Annotated in this window: 27 protein-coding genes; 14 read left to right on the forward strand and 13 right to left on the reverse strand. The window is 62.8% G+C overall.

Annotated elements, in window-relative coordinates; translation table 11 throughout:
- Positions 1 to 9 precede the first annotated feature (9 nt).
- Genes phnG through phnP form a run of 9 tightly spaced genes read left to right on the forward strand, consistent with a single transcriptional unit; the run spans position 10 to position 6,902 of the window.
- Positions 10 to 447, forward strand: coding sequence for a phosphonate C-P lyase system protein PhnG (gene phnG / locus MUM_RS0101400; RefSeq protein ID WP_032881727.1), 438 nt, complete (start codon positions 10 to 12; stop codon positions 445 to 447).
- On the forward strand, positions 447 to 1,037 hold the full coding sequence (gene phnH, locus MUM_RS0101405) for a phosphonate C-P lyase system protein PhnH (protein WP_010166173.1): 591 nt from the start codon (positions 447 to 449) through the stop codon (positions 1,035 to 1,037). Before phnG ends, phnH begins: the two co-directional genes overlap by 1 nt.
- Complete coding sequence (locus tag MUM_RS0101410) at positions 1,037 to 2,113, forward strand: carbon-phosphorus lyase complex subunit PhnI (RefSeq protein ID WP_010166175.1); 1,077 nt, start codon at positions 1,037 to 1,039, stop codon at positions 2,111 to 2,113. Before phnH ends, MUM_RS0101410 begins: the two co-directional genes overlap by 1 nt.
- On the forward strand, positions 2,106 to 2,972 hold the full coding sequence (locus MUM_RS0101415) for an alpha-D-ribose 1-methylphosphonate 5-phosphate C-P-lyase PhnJ (RefSeq protein WP_010166177.1): 867 nt from the start codon (positions 2,106 to 2,108) through the stop codon (positions 2,970 to 2,972). Before MUM_RS0101410 ends, MUM_RS0101415 begins: the two co-directional genes overlap by 8 nt.
- Positions 2,933 to 3,742 (forward strand): phosphonate C-P lyase system protein PhnK, encoded by an 810-nt coding sequence (gene phnK / locus MUM_RS0101420; protein WP_085989900.1) that lies wholly within the window; start codon positions 2,933 to 2,935, stop codon positions 3,740 to 3,742. Before MUM_RS0101415 ends, phnK begins: the two co-directional genes overlap by 40 nt.
- Positions 3,739 to 4,461 carry a phosphonate C-P lyase system protein PhnL gene (phnL, locus tag MUM_RS0101425; RefSeq protein ID WP_010166181.1) on the forward strand — a complete coding sequence of 241 codons (723 nt, stop codon included), beginning with the start codon at positions 3,739 to 3,741 and terminating at the stop codon, positions 4,459 to 4,461. The genes phnK and phnL overlap by 4 nt, the downstream gene beginning before the upstream one ends.
- Complete coding sequence (locus MUM_RS0101430) at positions 4,451 to 5,599, forward strand: alpha-D-ribose 1-methylphosphonate 5-triphosphate diphosphatase (RefSeq protein ID WP_010166183.1); 1,149 nt, start codon at positions 4,451 to 4,453, stop codon at positions 5,597 to 5,599. The genes phnL and MUM_RS0101430 overlap by 11 nt, the downstream gene beginning before the upstream one ends.
- Positions 5,599 to 6,162, forward strand: coding sequence for a phosphonate metabolism protein/1,5-bisphosphokinase (PRPP-forming) PhnN (gene phnN / locus MUM_RS0101435; RefSeq protein WP_010166185.1), 564 nt, complete (start codon positions 5,599 to 5,601; stop codon positions 6,160 to 6,162). Before MUM_RS0101430 ends, phnN begins: the two co-directional genes overlap by 1 nt.
- A complete protein-coding gene (phnP, locus tag MUM_RS0101440; RefSeq protein WP_010166187.1) occupies positions 6,153 to 6,902 on the forward strand; it encodes a phosphonate metabolism protein PhnP in 750 nt (249 codons plus the stop codon). Before phnN ends, phnP begins: the two co-directional genes overlap by 10 nt.
- A gap of 39 nt (positions 6,903 to 6,941) precedes the next feature.
- Here phnP and MUM_RS01000000132370 read toward each other — a convergent pair whose 3' ends face one another.
- Entirely contained in the window at positions 6,942 to 7,628 is a 687-nt protein-coding gene (locus MUM_RS01000000132370) for an ArsR/SmtB family transcription factor (protein ID WP_010166189.1), read from the reverse strand.
- Between the two features lie 74 nt (positions 7,629 to 7,702).
- Between MUM_RS01000000132370 and MUM_RS0101450 the strand changes: the two genes are divergently transcribed.
- Positions 7,703 to 8,812: a cytochrome P450 gene (locus MUM_RS0101450; protein WP_010166191.1), complete on the forward strand. Its 1,110-nt coding sequence runs from the start codon at positions 7,703 to 7,705 to the stop codon at positions 8,810 to 8,812.
- A 3-nt stretch (positions 8,813 to 8,815) separates the two neighbouring features.
- On the opposite strand, the gene MUM_RS0101455 is transcribed toward MUM_RS0101450, so the two are convergent.
- Complete coding sequence (locus MUM_RS0101455) at positions 8,816 to 9,694, reverse strand: LysR family transcriptional regulator (RefSeq protein WP_010166192.1); 879 nt, start codon at positions 9,692 to 9,694, stop codon at positions 8,816 to 8,818.
- 210 nt (positions 9,695 to 9,904) lie between these two features.
- Here MUM_RS0101455 and MUM_RS0101460 point away from each other — a divergent pair, with 210 nt between their 5' ends.
- A complete protein-coding gene (locus MUM_RS0101460; protein WP_010166194.1) occupies positions 9,905 to 10,309 on the forward strand; it encodes a type II toxin-antitoxin system HicB family antitoxin in 405 nt (134 codons plus the stop codon).
- Between the two features lie 6 nt (positions 10,310 to 10,315).
- Here the strand turns inward: MUM_RS0101460 and MUM_RS0101465 are convergent, their stop codons facing one another.
- Positions 10,316 to 11,512, reverse strand: a complete 1,197-nt coding sequence (locus tag MUM_RS0101465; protein WP_029615730.1) for an MFS transporter — start codon at positions 11,510 to 11,512, stop codon at positions 10,316 to 10,318.
- A 178-nt stretch (positions 11,513 to 11,690) separates the two neighbouring features.
- Between MUM_RS0101465 and MUM_RS0101470 the strand changes: the two genes are divergently transcribed.
- Positions 11,691 to 12,305: a DUF5666 domain-containing protein gene (locus MUM_RS0101470; protein WP_010166199.1), complete on the forward strand. Its 615-nt coding sequence runs from the start codon at positions 11,691 to 11,693 to the stop codon at positions 12,303 to 12,305.
- Between the two features lie 169 nt (positions 12,306 to 12,474).
- Here the strand turns inward: MUM_RS0101470 and MUM_RS0101475 are convergent, their stop codons facing one another.
- The 8 genes from MUM_RS0101475 to gcl form a co-directional block, all read right to left on the reverse strand.
- Positions 12,475 to 13,479, reverse strand: coding sequence for a sulfate ABC transporter substrate-binding protein (locus MUM_RS0101475; RefSeq protein WP_010166202.1), 1,005 nt, complete (start codon positions 13,477 to 13,479; stop codon positions 12,475 to 12,477).
- A gap of 105 nt (positions 13,480 to 13,584) precedes the next feature.
- Positions 13,585 to 14,409: an ion transporter gene (locus tag MUM_RS0101480; RefSeq protein ID WP_010166204.1), complete on the reverse strand. Its 825-nt coding sequence runs from the start codon at positions 14,407 to 14,409 to the stop codon at positions 13,585 to 13,587.
- 31 nt (positions 14,410 to 14,440) lie between these two features.
- Complete coding sequence (locus tag MUM_RS0101485) at positions 14,441 to 15,316, reverse strand: urea transporter (protein WP_010166205.1); 876 nt, start codon at positions 15,314 to 15,316, stop codon at positions 14,441 to 14,443.
- 121 nt (positions 15,317 to 15,437) lie between these two features.
- Entirely contained in the window at positions 15,438 to 16,853 is a 1,416-nt protein-coding gene (gene pyk, locus MUM_RS0101490; RefSeq protein WP_010166207.1) for a pyruvate kinase, read from the reverse strand.
- Positions 16,843 to 18,138 carry a glycerate kinase type-2 family protein gene (locus MUM_RS0101495; protein WP_010166209.1) on the reverse strand — a complete coding sequence of 432 codons (1,296 nt, stop codon included), beginning with the start codon at positions 18,136 to 18,138 and terminating at the stop codon, positions 16,843 to 16,845. The genes pyk and MUM_RS0101495 overlap by 11 nt, the downstream gene beginning before the upstream one ends.
- A 143-nt stretch (positions 18,139 to 18,281) precedes the next feature.
- The gene (locus MUM_RS0101500) at positions 18,282 to 19,172 is read right to left on the reverse strand and encodes a 2-hydroxy-3-oxopropionate reductase (RefSeq protein ID WP_010166211.1); all 891 of its coding nucleotides are present in this window, start codon (positions 19,170 to 19,172) and stop codon (positions 18,282 to 18,284) included.
- A 29-nt stretch (positions 19,173 to 19,201) separates the two neighbouring features.
- On the reverse strand, positions 19,202 to 19,984 hold the full coding sequence (gene hyi, locus MUM_RS0101505) for a hydroxypyruvate isomerase (RefSeq protein ID WP_010166213.1): 783 nt from the start codon (positions 19,982 to 19,984) through the stop codon (positions 19,202 to 19,204).
- A gap of 10 nt (positions 19,985 to 19,994) precedes the next feature.
- Positions 19,995 to 21,770 (reverse strand): glyoxylate carboligase, encoded by a 1,776-nt coding sequence (gene gcl, locus MUM_RS0101510; protein ID WP_010166214.1) that lies wholly within the window; start codon positions 21,768 to 21,770, stop codon positions 19,995 to 19,997.
- Positions 21,771 to 22,037: 267 nt separating this feature from the next.
- On the opposite strand from gcl, the gene MUM_RS0101515 reads away from it, so the two are divergent.
- Positions 22,038 to 22,478 carry a GlcG/HbpS family heme-binding protein gene (locus MUM_RS0101515; RefSeq protein WP_010166216.1) on the forward strand — a complete coding sequence of 147 codons (441 nt, stop codon included), beginning with the start codon at positions 22,038 to 22,040 and terminating at the stop codon, positions 22,476 to 22,478.
- Between the two features lie 128 nt (positions 22,479 to 22,606).
- Here MUM_RS0101515 and MUM_RS0101520 read toward each other — a convergent pair whose 3' ends face one another.
- Together MUM_RS0101520 and MUM_RS0101525 are read right to left on the reverse strand one after the other, a co-directional pair.
- Entirely contained in the window at positions 22,607 to 23,065 is a 459-nt protein-coding gene (locus tag MUM_RS0101520; RefSeq protein ID WP_010166218.1) for an REP-associated tyrosine transposase, read from the reverse strand.
- 193 nt (positions 23,066 to 23,258) lie between these two features.
- Positions 23,259 to 23,864 carry a TetR/AcrR family transcriptional regulator gene (locus MUM_RS0101525; RefSeq protein ID WP_010166220.1) on the reverse strand — a complete coding sequence of 202 codons (606 nt, stop codon included), beginning with the start codon at positions 23,862 to 23,864 and terminating at the stop codon, positions 23,259 to 23,261.
- Positions 23,865 to 24,105: 241 nt separating this feature from the next.
- On the opposite strand from MUM_RS0101525, the gene MUM_RS0101530 reads away from it, so the two are divergent.
- Positions 24,106 to 25,233: an efflux RND transporter periplasmic adaptor subunit gene (locus MUM_RS0101530; protein ID WP_029615731.1), complete on the forward strand. Its 1,128-nt coding sequence runs from the start codon at positions 24,106 to 24,108 to the stop codon at positions 25,231 to 25,233.
- Positions 25,234 to 25,244 lie beyond the last annotated feature (11 nt).

Genomic DNA, 25,244 nt, shown 5'->3' on the forward strand with positions numbered 1-25,244 from the left:
GAGACCCTGATGAACCTGTCCCCGCGTCAACACTGGATCGGCGTGCTCGCCCGCGCCTTTCGCAGTGAATTGCTGCCCCATGAAGACGCTCTGCGCGACGTGGATTACCAACTGATCCGCGCCCCGGAAATCGGCATGACCCTGGTGCGCGGCCGCATGGGCGGCAATGGCGCGCCGTTCAACGTCGGCGAAATGAGCGTGACCCGTTGCGTGGTGCGCCTGGCTGACGGCCGCACCGGCTACAGCTATTTGGCCGGGCGTGACAAGGTCCATGCCGAACTGGCGGCACTGGCAGATGCGCATTTGCAGGGCGCGCACCCGAGTCTCTGGCTCAGCGATCTGATCCGCTCGTTGGCCAACGCGCAAGCCGAACGCCGGGCGCAAAAAGAGGCCGATACCGCCGCCACCAAGGTCGAGTTTTTCACCCTGGTTCGAGGAGAAAACTGATGAATGCCCAACGCTTGCAACCGGCGTTTGTAGACCCGGTGCTGGACGCCCAGCGCGGTTTTCGCGGGGCCCTCAAGGCCCTCGCCGAGCCCGGTTTGATCCAGTCCTTGCCCGCTGCCCCCAGCCTTGAAGGCCTGGCACCGGCCACCTATGCACTGTGCCTGGCGTTGCTGGATACGGACACGCCGCTGTGGCTGGCGCCGAGTTTCGACACGTCGCTGATTCGCGCCAACCTGGCGTTCCATTGCGGCTGCCCGCTGACCCCGCGCCGGGAAGAGGCCGCGTTCGCCTTGCTCGGTGAACAGGACCTGCTCGACCTCAGCGGCTTCGACCACGGCAACGATCGCTACCCCGATCAGTCCTGCACGTTGCTGGTTCAGTTGACCGACCTGGAAGCCGGTCGTGCCTTGAACTGGCACGGCCCGGGGATCAAGACCCAGCGTCAGGTCAACCTGCCGGTGCCCCAGGCCTTCTGGCTGGAACGCCAGCGCCGCGAGACGTTTCCCCGTGGCCTGGACGTGTTGTTCGCCGCCGGCCATCACCTGATCGGCCTGCCCCGCAGTACCCGAATTGCACAGGAGCGTGCCTGATGTACGTAGCCGTCAAGGGTGGCGAACAGGCCATCGACAATGCACACCGTCTGCTGGCGAAAAAACGCCGGGGCGATACGTCTGTTCCTGAGCTGAGCGTGGAGCAGATCCGCGAGCAACTGCCACTGGCGGTCGCCAGGGTGATGAGCGAGGGCTCGCTGTACGACACCGAACTGGCCGCGCTGGCGATCAAGCAAGCGGCGGGGGACCTGGTGGAAGCGATCTTCCTGCTGCGGGCCTACCGCACCACGTTGCCGCGCTTCAGCCCGAGCCTGCCGATCGATACCGCGCAGATGTCCCTGAGCCGGCGTTTGTCGGCGACGTTCAAGGACGTTCCGGGCGGGCAACTGCTGGGCCCGACCTTCGACTACACCCATCGCCTGCTGGACTTCGCGCTGCTGGCCGAAGGTGAATACCCGGGCCCGCACACCACGCCGGATGCGACCCTGGAGGCGTGCCCGAGAGTCCTGGGTTTGCTGGCTAAAGAAGGTCTGATCAAGAACGAATCCGACGACAGCGGCAGCGTCGCCGACATCACCCGCGACCCGCTGGAATACCCGGCCAACCGTGCCCAGCGCCTGCAAGCCCTGGCCCGTGGTGATGAAGGTTTCCTGCTGGCGCTGGGTTACTCCACCCAGCGCGGTTACGGCCGCAACCACCCGTTCGCCGGCGAGATTCGCATCGGTGATGTCGAGGTGTGGATCGACCCGCAAGAGCTGGGTTTCCCGATCTGCCTGGGCAGCATCGAAGTCACCGAGTGCGAGATGGTCAACCAGTTCGTCGGTTCGGCCACCGAGCTGGCGCAGTTCACCCGGGGCTACGGTTTGGCGTTCGGGCATGCCGAGCGCAAGGCCATGGGCATGGCCCTGGTGGACCGCTCGCTGCGGGCCAGCGAGTTCAACGAAGAGATCGTCTCGCCGGCCCAGCAGGAAGAATTCGTGTTGTCCCACTGCGACAACGTCGAAGCGGCGGGCTTCGTTTCCCACCTCAAATTGCCTCACTACGTGGACTTCCAGTCCGAGCTGGAACTGATCCGCAAACTGCGCCAACCGGCCGAGGGCACCCGCCATGAATGACCTGACTCAAACGCCTGCGCGCGACCCGGCGTACAACTTCGCCTACCTCGATGAGCAGACCAAACGCATGATCCGGCGTGCCTTGCTCAAGGCCGTGGCGATCCCCGGTTACCAGGTGCCGTTTGGTGGCCGCGAGATGCCGCTGCCTTACGGTTGGGGCACCGGTGGCATGCAACTGACCGCCGCGATTCTGGGGGCCGATGACGTGCTCAAGGTCATCGACCAGGGCGCCGACGACACCACCAACGCCGTGTCGATCCGGCGCTTTTTTGCGCGCACGGCGGGGGTTGCCACCACCGAAAGCACCCCGGACGCCACGGTGATCCAGACCCGCCACCGCATTCCGGAAACCCCGTTGCAGGCTGACCAGATCATGGTCTACCAGGTGCCGATCCCGGAGCCGCTGCGCTTTATCGAACCGTCGGAAACCGAGACCCGCACCATGCACGCCCTCAATGACTACGGGGTGATGCACGTAAAGCTCTACGAAGACATCGCCACCTTCGGCCATATCGCCACCAGCTACGCCTACCCGGTGATGGTGGACGAGCGCTACGTGATGGACCCATCGCCGATCCCGAAATTCGACAACCCGAAACTCGACATGAGCCCGGCGCTGATGCTGTTCGGTGCCGGTCGCGAAAAGCGCCTGTACGCGGTGCCGCCGTACACCCAGGTCACCAGCCTGGACTTTGAAGACCACCCGTTCGAAGTGCAGAAGTGGGAGCACAACTGCGCCATCTGCGGCAGCCATGAATCGTTCCTCGATGAGCTGATTCTGGACGACGCGGGTACCCAGAGTTTCGTGTGTTCCGACACCTGGTATTGCGCCCAGCGGGTCAAGGAGAACAACCAGTGAGCCAGCCTTTGCTACACGTACGTGACCTGTCTTTGCTCTACGGCCCGGAGAAGGGTTGCCAGGACGTCAGCTTCGATTTGTACCCCGGCGAAGTGCTGGGGATTGTCGGCGAATCCGGCTCGGGTAAATCCACCTTGCTCTCGTTGCTCAGCGGGCGTTTGCCGCCGCAGGCCGGCAACATCGGCTATCGCGGCAAGGACGGCGAATGGCTGGATCTGTACAGCGCCAGCGAAGCTGAACGCCGCACCTTGCTGCGCACCGAATGGGGCTTTGTCGAGCAAAACCCACGGGATGGCTTGCGCATGGGCGTCTCGGCCGGCGCCAACATCGGCGAGCGCCTGATGGCCCAGGGCGTACGCAATTACCAGCAACTGCGCGGTGCCGGTCTCGACTGGCTGGGCCAGGTGGAAATCGACCCGCAGCGCATCGACGACTTGCCCCGGACCTTCTCCGGCGGCATGCAGCAGCGCCTGCAAATCGCCCGCAACCTCGTCTCCAGCCCGCGCCTGGTCTTTATGGACGAACCCACCGGCGGCCTGGATGTGTCGGTGCAAGCGCGCTTGCTCGACCTGTTGCGCGGCCTCGTGCGCGAGCTGGATTTGGCCGTGGTGATCGTGACCCACGACCTCGCCGTGGCGCGTCTGCTGGCCGATCGCCTGATGGTGATGCGCCGTTCGCGGGTGGTGGAATCCGGGCTGACGGACCAGATCCTCGACGATCCGCAGCACCCTTACTCTCAACTGCTGGTGTCTTCGGTATTGCAGCCATGACGAATGCCTTGATCGAGGTCCGTGACCTCTCGAAAACCTTCACCTTGCACCAGCAGAACGGCGTGGTGCTGAACGTGCTGCGCGGGGTGGAATTCAGTGTGAAGGGCGGTGAGTGCCTGGTGCTGCACGGCCAGTCAGGCGCCGGTAAAAGCACGTTGCTGCGTACCCTGTACGGCAACTATCTGCCGGCGGGCGGCAGCATCCGTGTGCAGCATGCCGGTGAGTGGCTGGAGCTGGTCGGTGCAGAGCCCCGGGACATTCTGCAGGTACGCCAGCAGACCCTGGGCTACGTCAGCCAGTTTCTACGGGTGATCCCGCGTGTGGCTTGCCTGGACGTGGTGATGGCGCCAGCCCTGGCCCGTGGCTGGTCGAAGGCCAATGCCCAGTCACGCGCCGAACACCTGCTGACGCGCCTGAACATCCCCCAGCGGTTGTGGCAGCTCGCGCCCGGCACCTTCTCCGGTGGCGAGCAGCAACGGGTCAACATCGCCCGCGGCTTCATGGTGGCCTGGCCGGTGATGCTGCTGGACGAACCCACCGCATCCCTCGATGACAGCAACCGCCAGGTGGTGCTGGAACTGATGAACGAAGCCAAGGCCGCCGGTGCTGCATTGATCGGCATCTTCCACGACCGCGCCGCCCGTGAAGCGGTCGCCGACCGCCATTTCGACATGACCCCCGCGCCTGTTGCCCAAGAGGAATACGCCCATGCCCGCTGAAAAGATCCTCAGTAATGCCCAGCTGGTGACGGCTGAGCGCATGTTCCTTGGCAGCGTGGTGCTGCGTGACGGGCTGATCGTCGACATCGCCGAAGGCCGCAGCCAACTGCCCCAGGCCCAGGACCTGGGCGGTGATTTCCTGCTGCCGGGCCTTGTGGAATTGCACACCGACAACCTGGAAAAACACATGACCCCGCGCCCCGGCGTGGACTGGCCGTCGACCTCGGCGGTGCTCAGCCATGATGCGCAGATCATCGCGGCCGGCATCACCACGGTGTTCGACGCGGTGTCCATCGGCGATGTGAATCCCAAGGGCAACCGCATGAAAAAACTGCCGGCGATGCTCGATGCCATCGCCTCGGCAGAAGGCGCTGGACTGACCCGCGCCGAACACCACCTGCACCTGCGTTGCGAGCTGTGCCACCCGGACACGTTGAGCGTGTTCCGCGACCTGGTGGAAAACCCGCTGGTGCGCCTGGTGTCGGTGATGGACCATTCGCCGGGCCAGCGCCAGTTCGTGCTCGAATCCAAGTACCGTGAGTACTACATGGGCAAGTACCACCTGAACGACGAGACCATGGACGCATTCATCGTGCTGCAAATGGCCAACTCCAGGCAGTACAGCGACCGTTACCGTGCGGCGATCGTCGAGCATTGCCTGGCGCGCGGGCTGTCGGTGGCCAGTCATGACGACGCGACGTTGGCGCATGTCGAGGAGTCGGCGCGCTACGGCATGACCATCGCGGAGTTCCCCACGACCCTGGAAGCCGCCCGTGGCTGCCAGGCGCTGAACATGAAAGTGCTGATGGGCGCGCCGAACGTGGTGCGTGGCGGGTCCCACTCGGGTAATGTGGCCGCCGCCGGCCTGGCTGCCGAGGGATTGCTGGATATACTTTCCAGTGACTACTACCCGGCCAGCTTGCTGCAGGCGGCCTTCGTGCTGGCCGATCAGCAGGACGGCGGCGATCTTTCCCGGGCGGTGAAGATGATCAGCCTGGCGCCGGCACACGCCGCGGGCCTGGACGATCGCGGCGAAATCGCCCTGGGCCTGCGGGCCGACCTGGTGCAAGCGAAAAAAAGCCGCGACGGACTGCCAGTGGTCCAACAAGTCTGGCGACAAGCGAAGAGGGTGTTTTGATGGCGGGCAGGTTGATCTATCTCATCGGACCATCGGGTTCGGGCAAGGACAGCCTGCTGGATGCCGCACGACCGCGTTTGGCCGAGCGTGGCTGCCGCATTGTGCGGCGGGTCATCACCCGCTCGGCAGAAGCGGTGGGCGAAGCCGCGCAGGGTGTGAGCCCGGCGCAGTTTGCCGCGCTGGAGGCCGAGGGCGCGTTTGCCCTCTGCTGGCACGCCAACGGGTTGTCCTATGGCATCCCCCGGGAGATTGATGAGTGGCTGGCGGCGGGGCACGACGTGCTGGTCAACGGCTCTCGCGGCCATCTGGCGCAGACCCGGCTGCGTTACCCGAACCTGCTGGTGGTGTTGCTGACGGTGGACCAGGCGGTGTTGCGCCAGCGCTTGTTGGCGCGGGGCCGCGAATCCCTGGACGATATCGATCAGCGGCTGGCGCGCAATGCGCGATTCGCCGAGGGCTTGAGCAGTGCACCGGACGTATTCCTGCTCGACAACTCCGGCCAGTTGGAACACACGGTCGAGCGCCTGCTTCGCTGCCTCGACGGGCAATCCGCATGCGCCTGACGCTGCTGGGCACCGGCGATGCGCGGCAAGTCCCGGTGTATGGCTGTGAGTGCGCCGCCTGTGGTCTGGCCCGCAGTGACGAGAGCCTGCGGCGCCGCCCGTGCAGCGCGTTGATCGAGTGCGGCGACCAGCGCTGGTTGATCGACAGCGGCTTGCCCGACCTCACCGAACGCTTCCCGCCGCGCAGCTTCAATGGGATTTTCCAGACCCATTACCATGCCGATCACGCCCAAGGCCTGCTGCATTTGCGCTGGGGTCAGGGCCTGGTGATTCCGGTGCATGGGCCGGTGGATGCGCAAGGTTTGTCCGACCTGTACAAGCACCCCGGCATCCTGGATTTCAGCCAGCCGTTTGGCGAGTTTGAAACCCGCCGGTTTGGTGAACTGAGCGTCACCGCGTTGCCGCTGCTGCATTCCAAACCCACATTGGGTTATCTGCTGGAAGGCGAAGGGCGGCGCATTGCCTACCTCACCGACACCGTCGGCCTGCCACCCGCCACCAGTGCCTGGCTGCAACGCGAACCGCTGGATGTGCTGGTACTCGACTGCTCCATGCCGCCCCAGCCGCAGGCGCCGCGTAATCACAATGACCTGACGCTGGCGTTGCAGTGCATCGAGGACGTCGGCGCCGAGTTGGGTGTGCTGACCCATGTGGGGCATACGCTGGATGCGTGGTTGATGCAGCATCGGCGCGAGTTGCCGCGCAACGTGACCGTGGGCTGGGATGGCAGGGTGATTTAACCCAACTGTTGAACTCGCCACATTGAGCCTCCATCGTTCTCAAAGCTTTATTCCAAACTGGACTGTCAGTGCTTTTCGCCCCTTTGGCGTAAGCCCAAGCGCACGACTATCCAGGTCCTGGGTGACCCACTGGCGGCTGATCACGCTTTGCAGAAAAGCCGCCCCCAGCGCCCCGGCCAAATGTGGGCGGCGCATGCTCCAGTCCAGGCACGAGCAGGCGAAACGACGCCGCTGGACGCGAAGCGCTTGCACATCAATACCCAATTCGGTCATCGCTTTTTCACCGTCCACAGTGAGCTGGTACGTGCCATCACCCATCAGCCAGCCGGCCTCGATGAAATGGTCATGCAGGCGCACGGCCAACGTCCCGGCCATGTGGTCGTAGCAGGTCCGTGCGAACTGCAAGCGATTGGGCGTGGTTGCAACGAACGCCGTTGCAGTGTTTTGGCTGATCACCATCAGCGCTTCAATCACCTGGGCAACGTGAGGGCCTGCGAGGCTGTAATACCGATGCCGGCCCTGAGTATGCAGCTTCACCAGCCCGTCATCCTTGAGCCTGGCCAAGTGGGCGCTGGCGGTGGAGGCGCTGACCTCGGCGATGACTGCCATTTCGGTGCTGGTGCGCGCATGGCCGTCCATCAGTGCGCAAAGCATTTTGGTCCGTGCAGGTTCCGCAATCGCGCCGGCGACCCGGGAGAGGGCAGAGTCTTCGTGGTGGGCATTCATATTTCGTTCCTGAACGAATCGTTGCCGTGTGCGGTGGCAGATAGTAGCGGTTCTTTAGGCACAGGATGTACTGAATGACCCCGCTGGAAGCTGCGACACACAACAACCCTTATGAGTATTACGCAGGCTTGAGGCTCAACGGCGAGCTGCTGTTCGATGAAGGTCTCGGGCTATGGATCGCCAGCACTGCCAGGACGGTCGAGGCCGTTCTGACGCATCCCTATTGCCGGGTGCGGCCGCTGCATGAGCTGGTGCCTGCAGCTATTGCGCAAGGCGCGGCGGGGCAGGTGTTTGCGTCATTGATGCGCATGAATGAAGGCGCTGGCCATCGGTGCCCCAGGGCGGTCATCGAGCCTGCGTTGGCTTCGGTGGTGACTGCGGATGTCATAACCCGCATCGGTCCCCCGGCGGCTGATTTGAACGAATTCATGTTCACGTTACCGGTGTCGGCAGTCGCGCATTGGCTGGGTTTTCCAGGCGACCAACTGGGGGAAGTCGCCCGGATGACACGTGATTTTGTCGCCTGCCTTTCACCGCTGAGCAGTGAGACTCAGATCCGCGATGCGCACACTGGGGCGAGCCGGCTAAGGGAAATGTTCAGCGGGTTACTGGCGCAAACAGGGTTGCGGGAGCACATCCTTCGCAACTACGAAGCCAGTACCTGGGAAGCCCCTGACGCATTGATCGCCAATCTGATCGGGCTGCTGTCACAGACCTGCGAAGCCAGTGCAGGCCTTATCGGCAACACCTTGGTCACACTGCATCGGCGCCCCGATCTGCTGGAACTCGTCCAGCGTACGCCGACCCTCACCATGGCGTTGGTCGAGGAGGTCGCTCGCTACGATTCTCCGGTGCAGAACACCCGACGATTCGTGGCCAGCCGCTGCACCATTGGCGGCCGGACTCTGGAGGCTGGAGACACTGTGCTGGTGTTGCTGGCGTCGGCCAATCGGGATCCTGCGGCGAACCCGGAACCCGACCGATTTTTACTCGAGCGCCAGCAACGACGAACCTTCAGTTTCGGCCTGGGAAGGCATCAGTGTCCGGGTCAAAAAATCGCGCTCAGCATTGCCGCGCAGGCGATCCAGGATTTACAGCGTCGTCAGCAAGGTCTGCTGAGCAACCCGTGTGCGTTCAGTTACTGGCCGTCTCTGAATGGGCGCATTCCGCGCTTTCACGGGTAAGGATCAGCGCAACACACCCTCCACAAACTCGATAAACGCCCGGGCCTTGGCACTGACCATCCGGCCTGTGGGCAACACGGCCCACAAGTCCCGTGGCGGCAGTTCCCAGTCGGTGAGGACTGCCTTGACCTCGCCACTGGCGATCTCCGGCATGAACATCCATTCGGCGGTCATCGCCACGCCATGGTGGGACAGCACACCAGCGCGAATACCTTCGGAGGACGTGACGCGCAGGCGCCCGTGAGCGACCACCGGGTATTGATGGGCCCCTTGAGTGAAGGTCCAGCAGGTGCTTTCGCTCAAGCTATAGATCACCGCCTGGTGGTGCAGGAGGTCTGCCGGGGAGCGGGGTTCGCCATGGCGTTCAAAGTAGGCGGGCGTGCCGAAAATCCGGCAGGGGCTTTGGCCAATCTTGCGGGCCGTCAGGCCGGAGTCACTCAGGTTGCCGATGCGCAGTGCGACGTCGATACCTTCTTCCACCAGATTGAGCAGGCGGTCGTCGAGTACGACGTCGACGTTCAGGCCGGGGTGTTGCTCAAGGAACGGCCCCAGGTTGGGAATGATCTGTAAACGGCAAAAAGTCACGCCCGCGCTGATGCGCAGGGTGCCCGACAGCCCATTGCTGGCGCCCCGGGCGGCGTCGTCGGCATCGTTGGCCTCGTCGACCGCGCGCTTGGCCTTCTCAAAAAACGCCAGGCCCGCCTCGGTGGGCGTCAGTCCCCGGGTGGAACGCATCAGCAGCCTGACCGCCAGCCGGGCCTCCAGTTGGGCAATGCCTTTGGACACGGCGGGCTGGCCAATGCCCATGCGTTTGGCAGCAGAGGAAAACGAGCCGGTCTCGACGACGTGGACGAAGGTTTCCATGGCGGTGAGGCGGTCCATCGGGATGTCCTTTTGGCGGTGGCGTTTCGGGAATCATGGGGTCTTTGGGATAAGAGTAGAAGACAGTCGGTTGACATAGAATTTATGCCCTGCGGGAATAGTGACTCTGCTCTACTAATATTTGGTAAAACACTCAAAATCCGAAATGAACGCCACTGTGCTGAAGTAAATAACTCTAGGGTTATTTATTTATTCTGCGGGAGCGATGCCATGCAATACCCAATCTGTATCGAATGGGGCGATGACTTTGTCGCCACCGGTATTCAGATCCCCGATATTCCGGGCGCTGTGACCGCCGGGGACAGCTTTGAAGAGGCGTACAACGCCGCCGTCGAGGTGGCGCACATCATGCTGCAGGAGATCGCGGCAGAAGGTCGGGTGATTCCGATGCCAACGTCGGTGGCCGCCCACCATGACAATGAGGAATACGCGGGGATGGGCTGGGGGATGTTGGAACTCGACATTTCGCCCTATCTGGGCAAGACCGAGAAGGTCAACGTGACCTTGCCCGGCTATGTGATCCAGCGTATCGACCGCTATGTGCGCGAGCACAAAGTAAAAAGCCGCTCGTCATTTCTGGCGGATGCGGCTTTGGAGAAGTTGGTGCGGTTGTAAGGTTGACTAGGCGGTGGCCACCGCCCCTTGCCGCGATGCACTCAGGAACCGCAACAATGCCACCAGCGGGAACGCGCTGCCCACCAGCATCACCCCCAGCCAGCCGCCGTGTTCGTACACGCTGCTGGCAATCGCCGAGCCGAAGGCGCCGCCGATGAAGATGCTGGTCATGTACAGCGCGTTCAGCCGGCTGCGGCTGTTGGCGTCGAGGGCGTAGATGGCGCGTTGGCCGAGGACCATGTTCATTTGCACGCAGAAGTCCAGGACCACGCCGGTGACCGCCAGGCCAATCACGCTGTACAGCGGGTGCACGAAGGCGGGCAGGAAGCTCAGTGCCGCAAACAGCATCGCCAGCAGTGAGGCGCGGTGGGTGTGGCCGGCATCCGCCAGGCGCCCGGCAATGGGGGCGGCGATGGCGCCGAGGGCACCCACTAGGGCAAACAGGGCGATCTGGCTTTGGCTCAGGCCATGGTTGCGGGACAGTTCCAGTGGGGCAGCGGTCCAGAACAGGCTGAAAGTAGCGAACATGCAGCCCTGGTAAAACGCCCGCTGGCGCAGCACCGGCTGGCGGCGCAGCAAGGTGCCCAGGGAACCCAGCAATTGGCCGTAGCTGGCGGCGTGATCGGGTTGGCGCTTGGGGATGGTCAGCATCAGCACCACGCTGATAAACGCCATCAGGGCTGCGGCAGCCATGAACATGGCGCGCCAGCCGAAGTGGTCAGCCACCACGCTGGACACAGGCCGGGCCAGCAGGATACCCAGCAGCAAACCGCCCATGATGCTGCCGACCACCCGGCCACGGGATTCCGCCGGTGCCAGGTGCGCCGCCAGGGGAATCAGGATTTGTACCGAGACCGAACTGAAGCCGATCAGCAGCGACACCAGCAGGAACAGGTTCGGCTGTTCGGTGAAGGCTGCGCCCAGCAAGCTGGCGATGGCCACCACGGTGGTGATGATCATCAGCCGGCGATTTTCCACCAGGTCGCCCAGCGGCACCAGGAAGAACAGGCCCAAGGCATAGCCGATCTGGGTCAGGGACACGATCAGGCTGGCCATGGCCGGCGTGAGGCCGATGTCCGGGGCAATCAGCTCGATGATCGGTTGGGCGTAGTAGATGTTGGCGACGATGGCGCCGCAACAGAACGCAAACAGCATCACCATGCCTCGGGTCATGGTGCTTGTAGCGTGGGGCGTAGCGTTCATGGTGTTCTCATAAAAGCGAAGGAAAGAGGCGAGCGAGCATAAAGACTGGCCCCGGGCGGGAGTAGCCCGTTTGTGGTGATAACACTCATGCCGGGCATTAATGACTGAAACGTTAACTTTCGGGCTGAAGGTCGATGATACATTCAGTCACAACTGCATAAACAGGAAATCGACTGCCATGAAGATGACTTTCAACAAGATGCTCTTGGCCTCAAGCCTGGCCGCGCTGATGACCGTGGGCGTCGCCCAGGCCCAGGATGCCCCGCGTGTGGGCGTGCGGGGTGCGATTACCGCCATCGACGGCGATGCGATGCACGTCAAGGTCAACAGCGGCGAGGACGTCACCGTGAACCTGACCAAGGACACCCTGGTACGCGCCGTCACCCTGGCCAAAATCGAAGACATCAAGCCTGGCAGTTACATCGGGTCGGCGGCCATGCCCAACGCGGATGGCACCCTGACGGCGCTGGAAGTCCACGTATTCCCGCCGGCCATGGCAGGCACAGGTGACGGGCACCGTGCGTTCGACCTGAAGGAAGGCAGCAGCATGACCAACGGCACCGTGGGTGACCTGGTGGTGAGCAAGGGCCGGACATTGACCGTGAAGTACAAGGGCGGCGAGCAGAAGATCGTGGTGCCGGATGACGTGCCGATCGTCAACCTTGAGCCGGGTGATCGCAGCTTGCTGAAGCCTGGGGTGAAGGTGGTGATGTTTGCGGCGAAGGGCGCGGATGGGGGCGTGACGGCCCAGGCGATTTCTGCGGGTAAAGATGGTGTGACGCCGCCGATGTAACGGCTGAACACGGAAACAAATGTGGGAGCCGGCTTGTGTGGGAGCCGGGCTTGCCCGCGATGCAGGCACCTCGGTCTATCAGACAAACCGAGGTGAGGCTATCGCGGGCAAGCCCAGCTCCCACAAAAGCCAGCTCCCACACGGACTGCATTTCTTCAGTTAGCGCGGATTACTGCCCGCTGTAGATCTGGTCAAAAATCCCGCCATCATTGAAGTGGGTCTTTTGCACCGTACGCCAGTCACCAAAGGTCTTCTCGACCGACAGGAAGTCGACTTTCGGGAAGCGGTCGGTGTACTTGGCCAGCACTTTCGGGTCACGTGGACGCAGGTAGTTGTTGGCAGCGATTTCCTGGCCTTCCGGCGACCACAGGTACTTCAGGTATTCCTCGGCAGCCACTTTGGTGCCTTTTTTCTCGACCACTTTGTCGACGATCGACACCGGCGGCTCAGCTTCAGCGGAAACGCTCGGGTAGATCACTTCGAACTGATCACGGCCGAATTCACGGGCGATCATTTCGGCTTCGTTCTCAAACGTCACCAGCACGTCGCCGATCTGGTTGGTCATGAACGTGGTGGTAGCGGCACGGCCACCGGTGTCCAGCACAGGCGCGTGTTTGAACAGGTCGCCGACAAACTTCTTGGCCTTGTTCTCGTCACCGCCGTTCTTCAGTACATAACCCCAGGCCGACAGGTAGGTGTAGCGGCCATTACCGGAGGTTTTCGGGTTCGGCACGATGACTTGCACGCCATCCTTGAGCAAATCAGGCCAGTCTTTCAGGGCTTTCGGGTTGCCTTTGCGCACGATGAACACCGTGGCCGAGGTGAACGGCGCGCTGTTGTTCGGCAGGCGGGTGACCCAGTTGTCCGGCACCAGTTTGCCGTTGTCTGCCAGGGCATTGATGTCGGTGGCCATGTTCATGGTGATCACGTCAGCCGGCAGGCCGTCGATCACCGAGCGCGCTTGTTTGCTCGAACCACCGAAGGACATCTGCAGGGTCAGCTTGTCGTCTGGATGCTCGGCCGCCCAGTGTTTCTGGAAGGCGGCGTTGTAGTCCTTGTAGAAGTCGCGCATCACGTCATAGGAGACGTTGAGCAGGGTGACCGGGGCGGCCTGGACGACGCCAGCCAGTGCGAGGCCGGCGGCCAGGAGAGAGGCACTAACGAGTTTTTTCACTGCTCATTCCTTGTTGTTCGAGAAGGTTTTGAAACGCATGGGGGCAATATGCCAGCGACTATAACGGGGGGCGCATAGTCGCTTAAAGATTAAAAAGAACTTTGCTTATTCCAGTTTCTTGAAAAGCGCGCTGCCACACCGTGAGCAAAACGCCGCATTGGGCTCATGGCTGTTTTTCTTGCACACCGGGCAATCCGTTTGCAATTGCTCACCGCGCATGGCGTTGGCCAGTTCGGCGGTGAAGATCCCGGTGGGCACCGCGATGATCGAATAACCGGTAATCATCACCAGCGACGAAATCACCTGGCCCAGCGGGGTCTTCGGCACGATGTCGCCAAAGCCCACGGTGGTCAGCGTCACGATCGCCCAATAGATGCCCTTGGGAATACTGGTAAAGCCGTGTTCCGGACCTTCGATCACGTACATCAAGGTGCCGAACACCGTCACCAGGGTGCAGACGCTGACCAGGAACACCACGATCTTCTGCTTGCTGCCCCGCAGCGCCGACATCAGGTAGTTGGCCTGTTTAAGGTACGGCCCGAGCTTGAGCACGCGGAAGATCCGCAGCATCCGGATGATCCGGATAATCAGCAGGTACTGCGCGTCGCTGTAATACAACGCCAGGATCCCGGGCACGATGGCCAGCAAATCCACCAGCCCATAAAAGCTGAAGGCATAGCGCAACGGCTTGGGCGAACAGTACAGCCGCAGCCCGTACTCGATGGCGAAAATGATGGTGAAGCCCCACTCGATGTAGGCCAGCACATCGGCGTAGTTCTGGTGGATCTGGTCGATGCTGTCGAGCATCACGATGACCAGGCTGGCAAGTATGATCAGCAGCAGGATGCCATCGAAGCGCCGTCCGGCGACGGTGTCGCTTTGGAATACCATGACGTAGAGCCGCTGACGCCAGTCGTTGTTGCTGTCCATAAAGCCCGCCTGAATTGAAGATCAGCGAAGCCTAGGGTGATTCGAACGGGCTGTCCATGCGGGCTTTCTGCATCACCCGATGACTGGCGCGCACCAGCCAGGTGGCGAGGATAAACGGTGCGGTCAGCGCGGGCAGGTTCAGGCCGGTGAAGCCGGGTGTGAGGATGATCGCCAGCAGAATGCCGATCAGCGGCAGCCAGGGTTGGCGGCGATGCTGGCTGAGGGCCAGGGCGGCCAGCGCCGGGTTATAGCTGTGCAGCCCGAGCAGGGCGCTGGCGGGTTCGTCCATCAACAGGGCAATCAGTACGCCGAGGCTGGCGCCGGCCAGCGCCCACAACGCGGCGCGGCGGCTGGCGAGCAGCAGGCCGAGGGCGATCAACAGGCCGGCCAGGGGCTGGTCCAGCAGGATCACTTGGGCCAGCCCTTTAAATGGCGCGCAGAGCAGTACCCAGGTGCCGGGTTCGCTGGCGGTGAAGGCGGTGGGCGAAGCGGGGCCGAGCAGCAGCCAGCCGAGTACCACAAACGGTACGGTGTAGGCGGGCAGGTCGTCGGGGTTGGCAGCGCGTTTGAGCCATTGGCGAGTAAGGATCGCGCTGAGGCCGCCGCAGGCGAGAATCAACGGCGGTAGCAGTGCCGACCAGGTGAAGTGCTGGCTGATCAGCAAGCCGAGCAGCACGCCGTTGTAGCTATATAAGCCAGCCTGGCGCTCGGCCTTGGGATAGGCGCGGCGTTGGGCGGTCAGCAGCCCGGCGACACCACCCAGCAGCGCGCCGCCGAGCAGGGCCGGGGCGCCGACAAGGATCGCCAGCAGGCAGAGCAGGCCACACAGCGGGTGGCGCTGCAGGAAAATCTGGCTGAAGCCGTTGAGCAGGGCTTCGGCCCAGTCGGGGCAGGGTTGGTTGGGCATGGTGGGTGAGTCTGAGGGACCGAGTTGCCCCCATCGCAGGCAAGCCAGCTCCCACATTTGAACGGGTTCACAAATCAAAATGTGGGAGCCGGGCTTGCCCGCGATGAGGCCCTTACAGGCGCTAGATCAACGTCTCTATCCGTAGCGAGTTGGTCGACCCCGGCTGCCCAAACGGCACTCCCGCGGTAATCACCAACGTGTCCCCGCGCTGCGCCATACCTTGTGCCTGGGCAATTTCCAGCGCCGTGGAACACACCTCGTCCACCTGCCGCAGCCGGTCATTCACCACCGAGTGCACGCCCCACGCCACGCTCAAGCGTCGCGCCGTGGACAGGTTCGGCGTCAGGTTCAGGATCGGCACCGTTGGCCGTTCCCGCGCCGCCCGCAGGCTGGAGGTGCCGGACTCGCTGTAGTTCACCAGCACCGCCACCGGCAGGATGCTGCTGATACGGCGAATCGCGCAGCTGATGGCGTCCGACACCGTGGCCTCGGCCTTGGGCCGGCTGACGTCCAGCTGGGCCTGGTAATCCGGGCCGTTTTCCACCTGGCGAATGATCTTGCTCATCATCAGCACGGCTTCCAGCGGGTATTCACCGGAAGCGGTTTCCGCCGACAGCATCACCGCATCCGCCCCTTCAGCCACTGCGTTGGCCACGTCGGTGACTTCGGCGCGGGTCGGCGCGGGGGAGAAGCGCATCGACTCAAGCATCTGCGTCGCCACCACCACCGGTTTACCCAACTGGCGGCAGACACCAATGATGTCCTTCTGGATTTGCGGCACGCTTTCCGCCGGCACTTCCACCCCCAGGTCCCCTCTGGCGACCATGATCGCGTCACTCAGCTCGGCGATTTCCTGCAGGCGCTGCACCGCCGATGGCTTTTCGATCTTGGCCATCAGGAAGGCTTTGTCGCCGATCAATTCACGGGCTTCGCGGATGTCTTCCGGGCGTTGCACAAACGACAGCGCCACCCAGTCCACACCCAGTTCCAGGCCGAAACTCAGGTCGCGGCGGTCCTTGGCGGTCAGCGGGCTGAGCTCCAGCAATGCCTGGGGCACGTTCACGCCTTTACGGTCCGACAGTTCGCCGCCATTGAGCACGGTGGTGTCGATGGCCTCGGAATGCTTGGTGATCACCCGCAGGCGCAGCTTGCCATCGTCCAGCAGCAGGTCCATGCCGGGTTGCAGGGCCGCGATGATTTCCGGGTGCGGCAGGTTCACCCGCCGCTGGTCACCGGGTGTCGGGTCCAGGTCCAGGCGCAGGGCCTGGCCGCGAATCAGTTGTACCTTGCCCTCGGCAAAGCGCCCGACCCGCAGCTTCGGCCCTTGCAGGTCCATGAGGATGCCGAGGGGATAGTTGAGCTGGCGCTCCACCTGGCGAATCCACTGGTAGCGCTGGGCATGATCGGCGTGATCACCGTGGCTGAAATTCAGGCGGAAGATGTTCACCCCGGCTTCCACCAGCTCGCGGATGTCGTCAATGCTGTCGGTGGCCGGGCCCAGCGTGGCGAGGATTTTGACCTTCTTGTCAGGCGTCATGTTCGGGGGACTCTCTTTCAGGGCTTTCAAGAATCAGAATGGCGCGAAAATCGTTGACGTTGGTGCGGGTCGGCTCGGTGATGATCAAGCCGTCGAGGGCCGCGAAATAGCCGTAGCCATTGTTGTTGTCCAGCTCATCGCTGGCGCTCAGGCCCAGGGCTTCGGCGCGGGCGTAGCTGGTGGGCGTCATGATCGCGCCGGCGTTGTCTTCGGAGCCGTCGATGCCGTCGGTGTCACCCGCCAGGGCGTAGACGCCGGGCAGTCCCTTGAGGCTGTCGGTGAGGCTCAGCAGGAATTCGGCATTGCGCCCGCCACGGCCATTGCCGCGCACGGTGACGGTGGTTTCGCCGCCGGAAAGGATCACGCAAGGCGCCGCCAGCGGCTGGCCGTGCTGGATGATCTGCCGGGCGATGCCGGCGTGCACCTTGGCCACGTCCCGCGCCTCGCCTTCCAGGTCGCCGAGGATCAGCGGGCTGAAACCGGCCTGGCGGACTTTCACCGCCACCGCTTCCAGGGATTGTTGGGGGCGGGCGATCAACTGGAAATGGCTGCGGGCGAGCACCGGGTCGCCGGGCTTGACCGTTTCCGACTCCGGGCTTTGCAGCCAGGTGCGCACCGACGCCGGGATTTCAATCTGGTAGCGCTTGAGGATCGCCAGCGCCTGTTGCGAGGTGCTCGGGTCGCCGACGGTAGGGCCCGACGCGATGACCGTGGCCTGGTCGCCCGGCACATCGGAAATCGCGTAGGTGTAGACCGTGGCCGGCCAGCTTGCCCGGGCAAGGCGGCCCCCCTTGATTGCCGAGAGGTGCTTGCGCACGCAGTTCATCTCGCCAATGGTGGCGCCGGATTTGAGCAGGGCTTTGTTGATCGCTTGCTTGTCCGCCAGGGTGATGCCGGCGGCGGGCAGGGCGAGCAGCGCAGAGCCACCGCCGGAGAGCAGGAAAATCACGCGGTCGTCTTCGCTGAGGTTGCTGATCAACTCCAGCACGCGCTTGGCCACGGCTTGGCCGGCGGCATCCGGGACCGGGTGTGCGGCTTCGACCACTTCGATTTTCTTGCAGGGTGCACCGTGGCCATAGCGGGTGACCACCAGGCCCGAGACTTCGCCTTGCCAGCAGTTTTCCACCACCAGCGCCATGGCGGCGGCGGCTTTGCCGGCACCGATCACGATGACACGGCCGCTGCGGTCGGCGGGCAGACAGGGTTCGAGGACTTGCCGGGGGTGGGCGGCGTCGATGGCTGTGGCAAACAGCTCGCGAAGCAGGTGTTGCGGATCGACCGACATAAGCGGGCTCCCGGGGATTCTTGTTATTAGAGGCAATGCAAAAACTGTAGGAGCCGGCTTGCCGGCGATGGCGGCCTGAAGGCTGGCGGTGAGGCGGGTGGCCTCATCGCCGGCAAGCCGGCTCCTACAGGGAAGGGCGGGCGTTACTTATCGCGAATCGAAAAATTCGCCATATGTTCCAGGCCCTTGATCAGCGCCGAGTGGTCCCAGTTGCCGCCACCGATGGCCGTGCAGGTGCTGAACACCTGTTGGGTGCCGGCGGTGTTGGGCAGGTTGATCCCCAACTCCTTGGCACCGGCCAACGCCAGGTTCAGATCCTTCTGGTGCAGGTTGATGCGGAAGCCCGGATCGAAGGTGCCCTTGATCATGCGCTCGCCATGCACTTCGAGGATTTTCGACGAAGCAAACCCTCCCATCAGGGCTTCCCGCACCTTGGCCGGGTCGGCACCGTTCTTCGAGGCGAACAGCAGCGCTTCGGCCACCGCCTGGATGTTCAGGGCGACGATGATCTGGTTGGCCACCTTGGCGGTCTGGCCATCGCCATTGCCGCCCACCAGGGTGATGTTCTTGCCCATGGCCTGGAACAGCGGCAAGGCGCGTTCGAAGGTGTGCGGGTCGCCGCCGATCATGATGCTCAGGGTGCCGGCCTTGGCGCCGACTTCACCACCGGACACCGGGGCGTCGAGGTAGCGTGCGCCGGTCTCGTTGATCTTCGCGGCGAAGGCCTTGGTGGCGGTGGGCGAGATCGAGCTCATGTCGATCACCACTTTGTTCGGCCCCAGGCCTGCGGCCACACCGTCGGCACGGAACAGCACGTCGTCGACCTGCGGGGTGTCGGGCACCATGACGATGATGAATTCGGCTTCCTGGGCCACTTGCTGCGGGTTGGCCAGGGCCACCGCGCCAGCGTTGATCAGTTCAGCCGGGGCCTTGCCGTGATGCTCGGACAGGAACAGTTGGTGCCCGGCCTTTTGCAGGTTGGCGGCCATGGGTTGGCCCATGATGCCGGTGCCGATAAATCCGATTTTAGCCATGATTAAAATCCTCTTATTGTTTTTGTGGGTTAGATCGCGTTGTGGCTTTTGAGCCAACCCAAACCCGCTTCGGTGGTGGTCAACGGCTTGTACTCACAGCCGACCCAGCCCTGATAACCAATGCGGTCCAAATGTTCGAACAGGAAGCGGTAGTTGATCTCACCGGTGCCCGGCTCGTTGCGCCCCGGGTTGTCCGCCAGCTGGATGTGGTTGATCTCATCCAGGTGGTTCGCCATGGTGCGGGCGAGGTCGCCCTCCATGATTTGCATGTGATAGATGTCGTACTGCAGGAACAGGTTGGCACTGCCCACCTGCTCGCGAATCGACAGGGCCTGCGCCGTGTTGTTCAGGTAGAAGCCGGGGATGTCGCGGGTGTTGATGGCTTCCATCACCAGCTTGATGCCCACCGCTTGCAGCTTGTCGGCGGCGTACTTGAGGTTGGCGACGAAGGTTTTTTCCAGCGTCGCGTCATCCACGCCGGCCGGGCGAATCCCCGCCAGGCAGTTGATCTGGGTATTGCCCAGCACCTGGGCGTAGGCGATGGCCAGGTTGACCCCGGCGCGGAACTCCTCGACCCGGTCCGGGTGGCACGCCAGGCCGCGTTCGCCCTTGGCCCAGTCACCGGCCGGCAGGTTGAACAGCACTTGGGTCAGGCCGTGGGCATCGAGTTGCGCCTTGATTTCAGCCGAGCTGAATTCATAGGGAAACAGGTATTCCACACCACTGAACCCCGCGTCGGCGGCGGCTTTGAAACGGGCAAGAAAGTCCTGTTCGGTAAACAGCATGGACAGGTTGGCGGCGAAACGCGGCATGGGGTTCTCCTTAATCGAGCAGTGAAATGGCGGTCGGCGCGTCGTTGCCCACCAGTGCCAGATCTTCGAATTCGTTGACGGCGTTGATCTCGGTGCCCATGGAAATATTGGTCACCCGCTCCAGAATGATTTCAACGATCACCGGCACCTTGAACTCTTCGATCATCTCCTGAGCCTTGCGCAGTGCAGGCTGGATCTGACCCGGCTCGAACACGCGCAGGGCCTTGCACCCCAGGCCTTCGGCGACGGCCACGTGGTCGACGCCATAACCGTTGAGTTCCGGCGCGTTGAGGTTGTCGAAGGACAGCTGCACGCAGTAGTCCATCTCAAACCCGCGCTGGGCCTGGCGGATCAGCCCCAGGTAGGAGTTGTTCACCACCACGTGGATGTACGGCAGCTTGAACTGCGCGCCCACGGCCAGCTCTTCGATCATGAACTGGAAGTCATAGTCGCCCGACAGCGCGACAACCTTGCGGGTCGGATCAGCCTTGACCACACCCAGCGCGGCCGGAATGGTCCAGCCGAGCGGGCCGGCCTGGCCGCAGTTGATCCAGTGGCGTGGCTTATAGACGTGCAGGAACTGTGCGCCGGCAATCTGCGACAGGCCGATGGTGCTGACGTAGCAGGTGTCTTTGCCGAACACCTGGTTCATCTCTTCGTACACCCGCTGCGGCTTGACCGGCACGTTGTCGAAGTGGGTCTTGCGGTGCAGGGTGGCCTTGCGCTGCTGGCAATCGTGGAGCCAGGCGCTGCGGTCCTTGAGCTTGCCGGCGGCTTTCCACTCGCGGGCTACTTCTATGAACAGGGTCAGGGCGGAACCGGCGTCGGACACGATGCCCAGGTCCGGGGTGAACACGCGGCCGATTTGCGTCGGCTCGATGTCCACGTGAATGAATTTGCGGCCCTCGGTGTACACCTCCACCGAACCGGTGTGGCGGTTGGCCCAGCGGTTACCGATGCCCAGCACCACGTCCGATTTCAACATCGTCGCGTTGCCATAACGGTGGGACGTTTGCAGGCCGACCATGCCCACCATCTGCGGGTGATCGTCGGGGATCGTGCCCCAGCCCATCAGGGTCGGGATCACCGGGATGCCGGTCAGCTCGGCGAACTCCACCAGCAGCTCGCTGGCGTCGGCGTTGATCACGCCGCCACCGCTCACCAGCAACGGGCGTTCGGCCTGGTCCAGCAGGGCCAGGGCTTTTTCCACCTGGATGCGGGTGGCCAGTGGCTTGGCCAGGGGCAGCGGCTGGTAGGCGTCGATGTCGAATTCGATCTCGGCCATTTGTACGTCGAACGGCAGGTCGATCAGCACCGGGCCCGGGCGGCCGGAGCGCATTTCATAGAAGGCTTTCTGGAAGGCATACGGCACCTGGCCGGGTTCAAGGACCGTGGTCGCCCACTTGGTCACCGGCTTGACGATGCTGGTGATGTCGACGGCCTGGAAGTCTTCCTTGTGCATCCGTGCCCGCGGCGCCTGGCCGGTGATGCACAGGATCGGGATCGAGTCGGCCGAGGCGCTGTACAGGCCGGTGACCATGTCGGTGCCCGCCGGGCCCGAAGTGCCGATGCACACGCCGATGTTGCCGGCCTTGGTGCGGGTGTAGCCCTCAGCCATGTGCGAGGCGCCTTCAACGTGGCGAGCAAGGACGTGATCGATGCCACCGACCTTCTGCAAGGCCGAATACAGCGGGTTGATCGCGGCGCCCGGGATACCGAAGGCGGTGTCGACCCCTTCACGGCGCATCACCAGGACAGCGGCTTCGATTGCTCTCATTTTGCTCATGTTTTTGGTGCCTCTTGCGTTTTGTAATTGTATACAAGTGGTGTTGGTCCGAAGTGTATTCACGGCGAGCGTGGCAGGTCAATCCATTTTCTTGGGTGGCCTTTACGTTCGTCGGAAGCCTTCTGGACAGGAATATTTCGACGTGTGGTGCGTATGTTTCGAAATATTGTATACAAAAAATAAATCTATTGTGTTCTATTTGTTTGATCGAGCTTCTGATCAGACAGAGCCCCACGGCTTTCCCATAACAAGATAAGGACGGCACCCATGAGCGCTTTAACCTTGAAAGTCGCAGTCAACCTGGCCAGCCACGCCATCGCGGCAGGCCGCACCATTTCCGCAGCGCCGCTGACCGTTGCGGTACTCGACAGCGGCGGGCATTTGATTGCGTTGCAGCGCGAAGATGGCGCGAGCCTGCTGCGCCCGCAGATCGCCATAGGCAAGGCCTGGGGCGCGATTGCCCTGGGCAAGGGCTCGCGCTTGCTGGCGCTGGATGCGCAGCAGCGGCCGGCTTTTATTGCGGCGTTGAACAGCCTGGGGCAAGGCAGCGTGGTGCCGGCGCCGGGCGGGGTGTTGATTCGGGATCAGGAGGGTGTGGTGCTGGGGGCGATCGGGATCAGCGGGGATACGTCGGATATTGATGAACAGTGTGCGATCAGTGCGATCGAGGGGCAGGGGTTGTGGGCGGATGCGGGGGTTACTGCTTGATTTGAGGTGACTGGGCGGGCCTCTTCGCGAGCAAGCCCGCTCCCACATTTTGACCGAGTTCCAGCCTTGGAATGCAGTCAAAATGTGGGAGCGGGCTTGCTCGCGAAAGGGGCGACTCGGTCCCGGACCTAAACCCAAACCGCATCCCACAGCGGATAGTCGCCAATCCGCTCCACCAACCCTGCTCTTAATGGGTTGGCCACGACATACCGAGCCATCTTCACCAAGTCATCGTCCTTGCGCAGCGCACGATCATGAAAACTGGTTTGCCATAGCCGCCCTTTGCGGCCCGTAGCGCCATTCACGGTTCGAGTGCTTTTGGACTTCACCTGGCACATCAGGTCTCCCAACGAGCCCTTTTGCAGTTCAATCAACCAGTGAAAGTGGTCGGGCATGACCACCCAGGCCAAGGAGTTCGCCAACCCTTGGTATTGGGCGAGCCGGAATTGCCAGACCACCAGCCGACCCAGGTAAAAGTCACTGAAGATTGGCACACGTTCGTGGGTATTGGTGGTGATCAGGTAAATACGGTTGGATTCGCTGAATCGCCCGATGCGCAGGCGGTGTGAAGCAGCTGGATCAGGCATTCCTTTGCCTCTCTTCAGGTGGGGTTCTGAGAGGCTAGATCGGGGAGTCTGGAGATGATGGTTTGGCTTTGTGCAGGATGTGTCTGGGAGGGCGCTTTCGCGAGCAAGCCCGCTCCCACATTGGGCCTGCGCCGCTCATACATTTTGTGTCTGGCGTGGGACAGTGTGGGAGCTGGCTTGCCTGCGATGCTCTTCAGTCCGGCTCACACCCTTTAAGCACCAACCGAATAATCGTCTGCGCCGCCGCCTCATAATCCGCTTCATCCAGCTTGGCCTTCCCGGTCACCGCTGAAATCTGCCAGTCAAAATCCGCGTAGGTCTGCGTCGCCGCCCAGATGCTGAACATCAGATGATGCGGGTCAATCGGCGCAATCAGCCCCCGGTCCACCCAGCTCTGGATGCAGTCGATGTTGTGTTTGGCCTGGGCATTCAGCTGGTCCACCTGCTCCGGGCTCAAATGCGGGGCGCCGTGCATGATTTCGCTGGCGAACACTTTCGAGGCAAACGGCAGATCCCGGGAGATGCAGATTTTCGAGCGGATGTAGCCGCTCAGCACGGCCGCAGGGTCGCCCTCGGGATTGAACGGCGTGGAGGCGGCCAGGATCGGCTCGATAATGCTTTCGAGCACCTCGCGGTAGAGGTTGTCCTTGGACTTGAAGTAGTAGTAGACGTTGGGCTTGGGCAGCCCGGCCTTGGCGGCGATGTCGCTGGTTTTGGTCGCGGCGAAGCCCTTGTCGGCAAACTCCTCACTGGCAGCCCGCAGGATCAGTTCTTTGTTGCGCTCGCGAATGGTGCTCATAGACCAGGTCGTTCCTTGCCAAGACAGGCGGTCGGGCATGGTAGCACCGGCTTTGCGCAGGGCTCAAGAATCGTGCTGCAGGCCTTGCACGGTGGGGCGCCCAGCTGACTTTGTCTGTCTTGATGCTGAACGCATTCACGGTCGTACAGGCACGGCCCGAGCGCGCTGCTAGAGTTCAGGCAGCGAGCGGCCATTTAGCCGGGCCGCCCCTTCCTGATTTCGGCGTTCGAGAGAGAAACCCGTGGAGAAAAGCAGACGACGTACGTTCGCCTGGGTAGTTGGCACGTTGTTACTGGTAGCGGTGTTGATTGCCCTGGGTTTGCACTTCTTTGCAGGTGGGCACAAAGGCAGGCCGCCCGCCACCGGCGAACCGGTGGCCGTGGTGCCGGTGGTGTTGCAGGACGTGCCGGTCTACATCGATGCCCTCGGCACCGTCACCCCGACCCGCAGTGTGACGGTGGTCACCCAGGTCGATGGCATCCTCAGCAGCGTGGCGTTCAAGGAAGGCCAGCACGTCACCAAGGGCCAAGTGATTGCGCGAATCGATGACCGTGCCCTCAAGGCCCAACTGGCCGTGGCCAAGGGCACCCTGGCCCACGACCAGGCGGTATTGAGCAATGCCCAGCGCGATCTGGTGCGCTACCGCGAACTGGTCAAGGCCGGCTCCACCAGCCAGCAAACCGTCGATACCCAGGCCTCGCTGGTCCAGCAACAACTGGGCACCGTGGCCGCCGACCAGGGCAATGTGCAGAACCTTGAAGTGCAGGTCGGCTACTGCACCATCACCTCGCCCGTCGACGGCGTGGTGGGCCTGCGCCTGGTAGACCCGGGCAACTATGTCACTACCACCAGCACCACCGGCATTGTGGTGATCACCCAAATGAACCCGGCCACGGTGGTGTTTGCGGTGCCCGAGGATGACTTGGGCGCAATCAATCAAGCCCTGGGCCGTGGCGCCGTGACGGTGCTGGCCTACGACCGCAACAAAAAAGCCTTGCTGGCCACCGGCAGCCTGTTGGCCCTGGACAACCAGGTGGATACCACCACCGGCACCATCAAGGTCAAGGCGCAGTTCGATGATTCGGGCAATGCGCTGTTCCCCAACCAGTTCGTCAATGCGCGCCTGAAAGCCGACACCCTGACCCAGGTTGCCGTGGTGCCCACCCGGGCGATCCAGCATGGCAGCAAGGGTGATTTCGTGTTCGTGGTGAACGGCGACAAGGCCAGCCTGCGCAACATCAAGACCGGCCCTTCCATGGGCGACATCTCGGCGGTGCTCGAAAGTGGGGTCAAACCCGGCGAACAGGTGATCACCGAAGGCGCCGACAAGCTGGATGACGGTTCGGCCGTGAAGGTCGTCGCCCAGTGAGGAGCTGCCGA

The sequence above is a fragment of the Pseudomonas sp. PAMC 25886 genome (genome assembly GCF_000242655.1).
Classification (GTDB): Bacteria; Pseudomonadota; Gammaproteobacteria; order Pseudomonadales; family Pseudomonadaceae; genus Aquipseudomonas.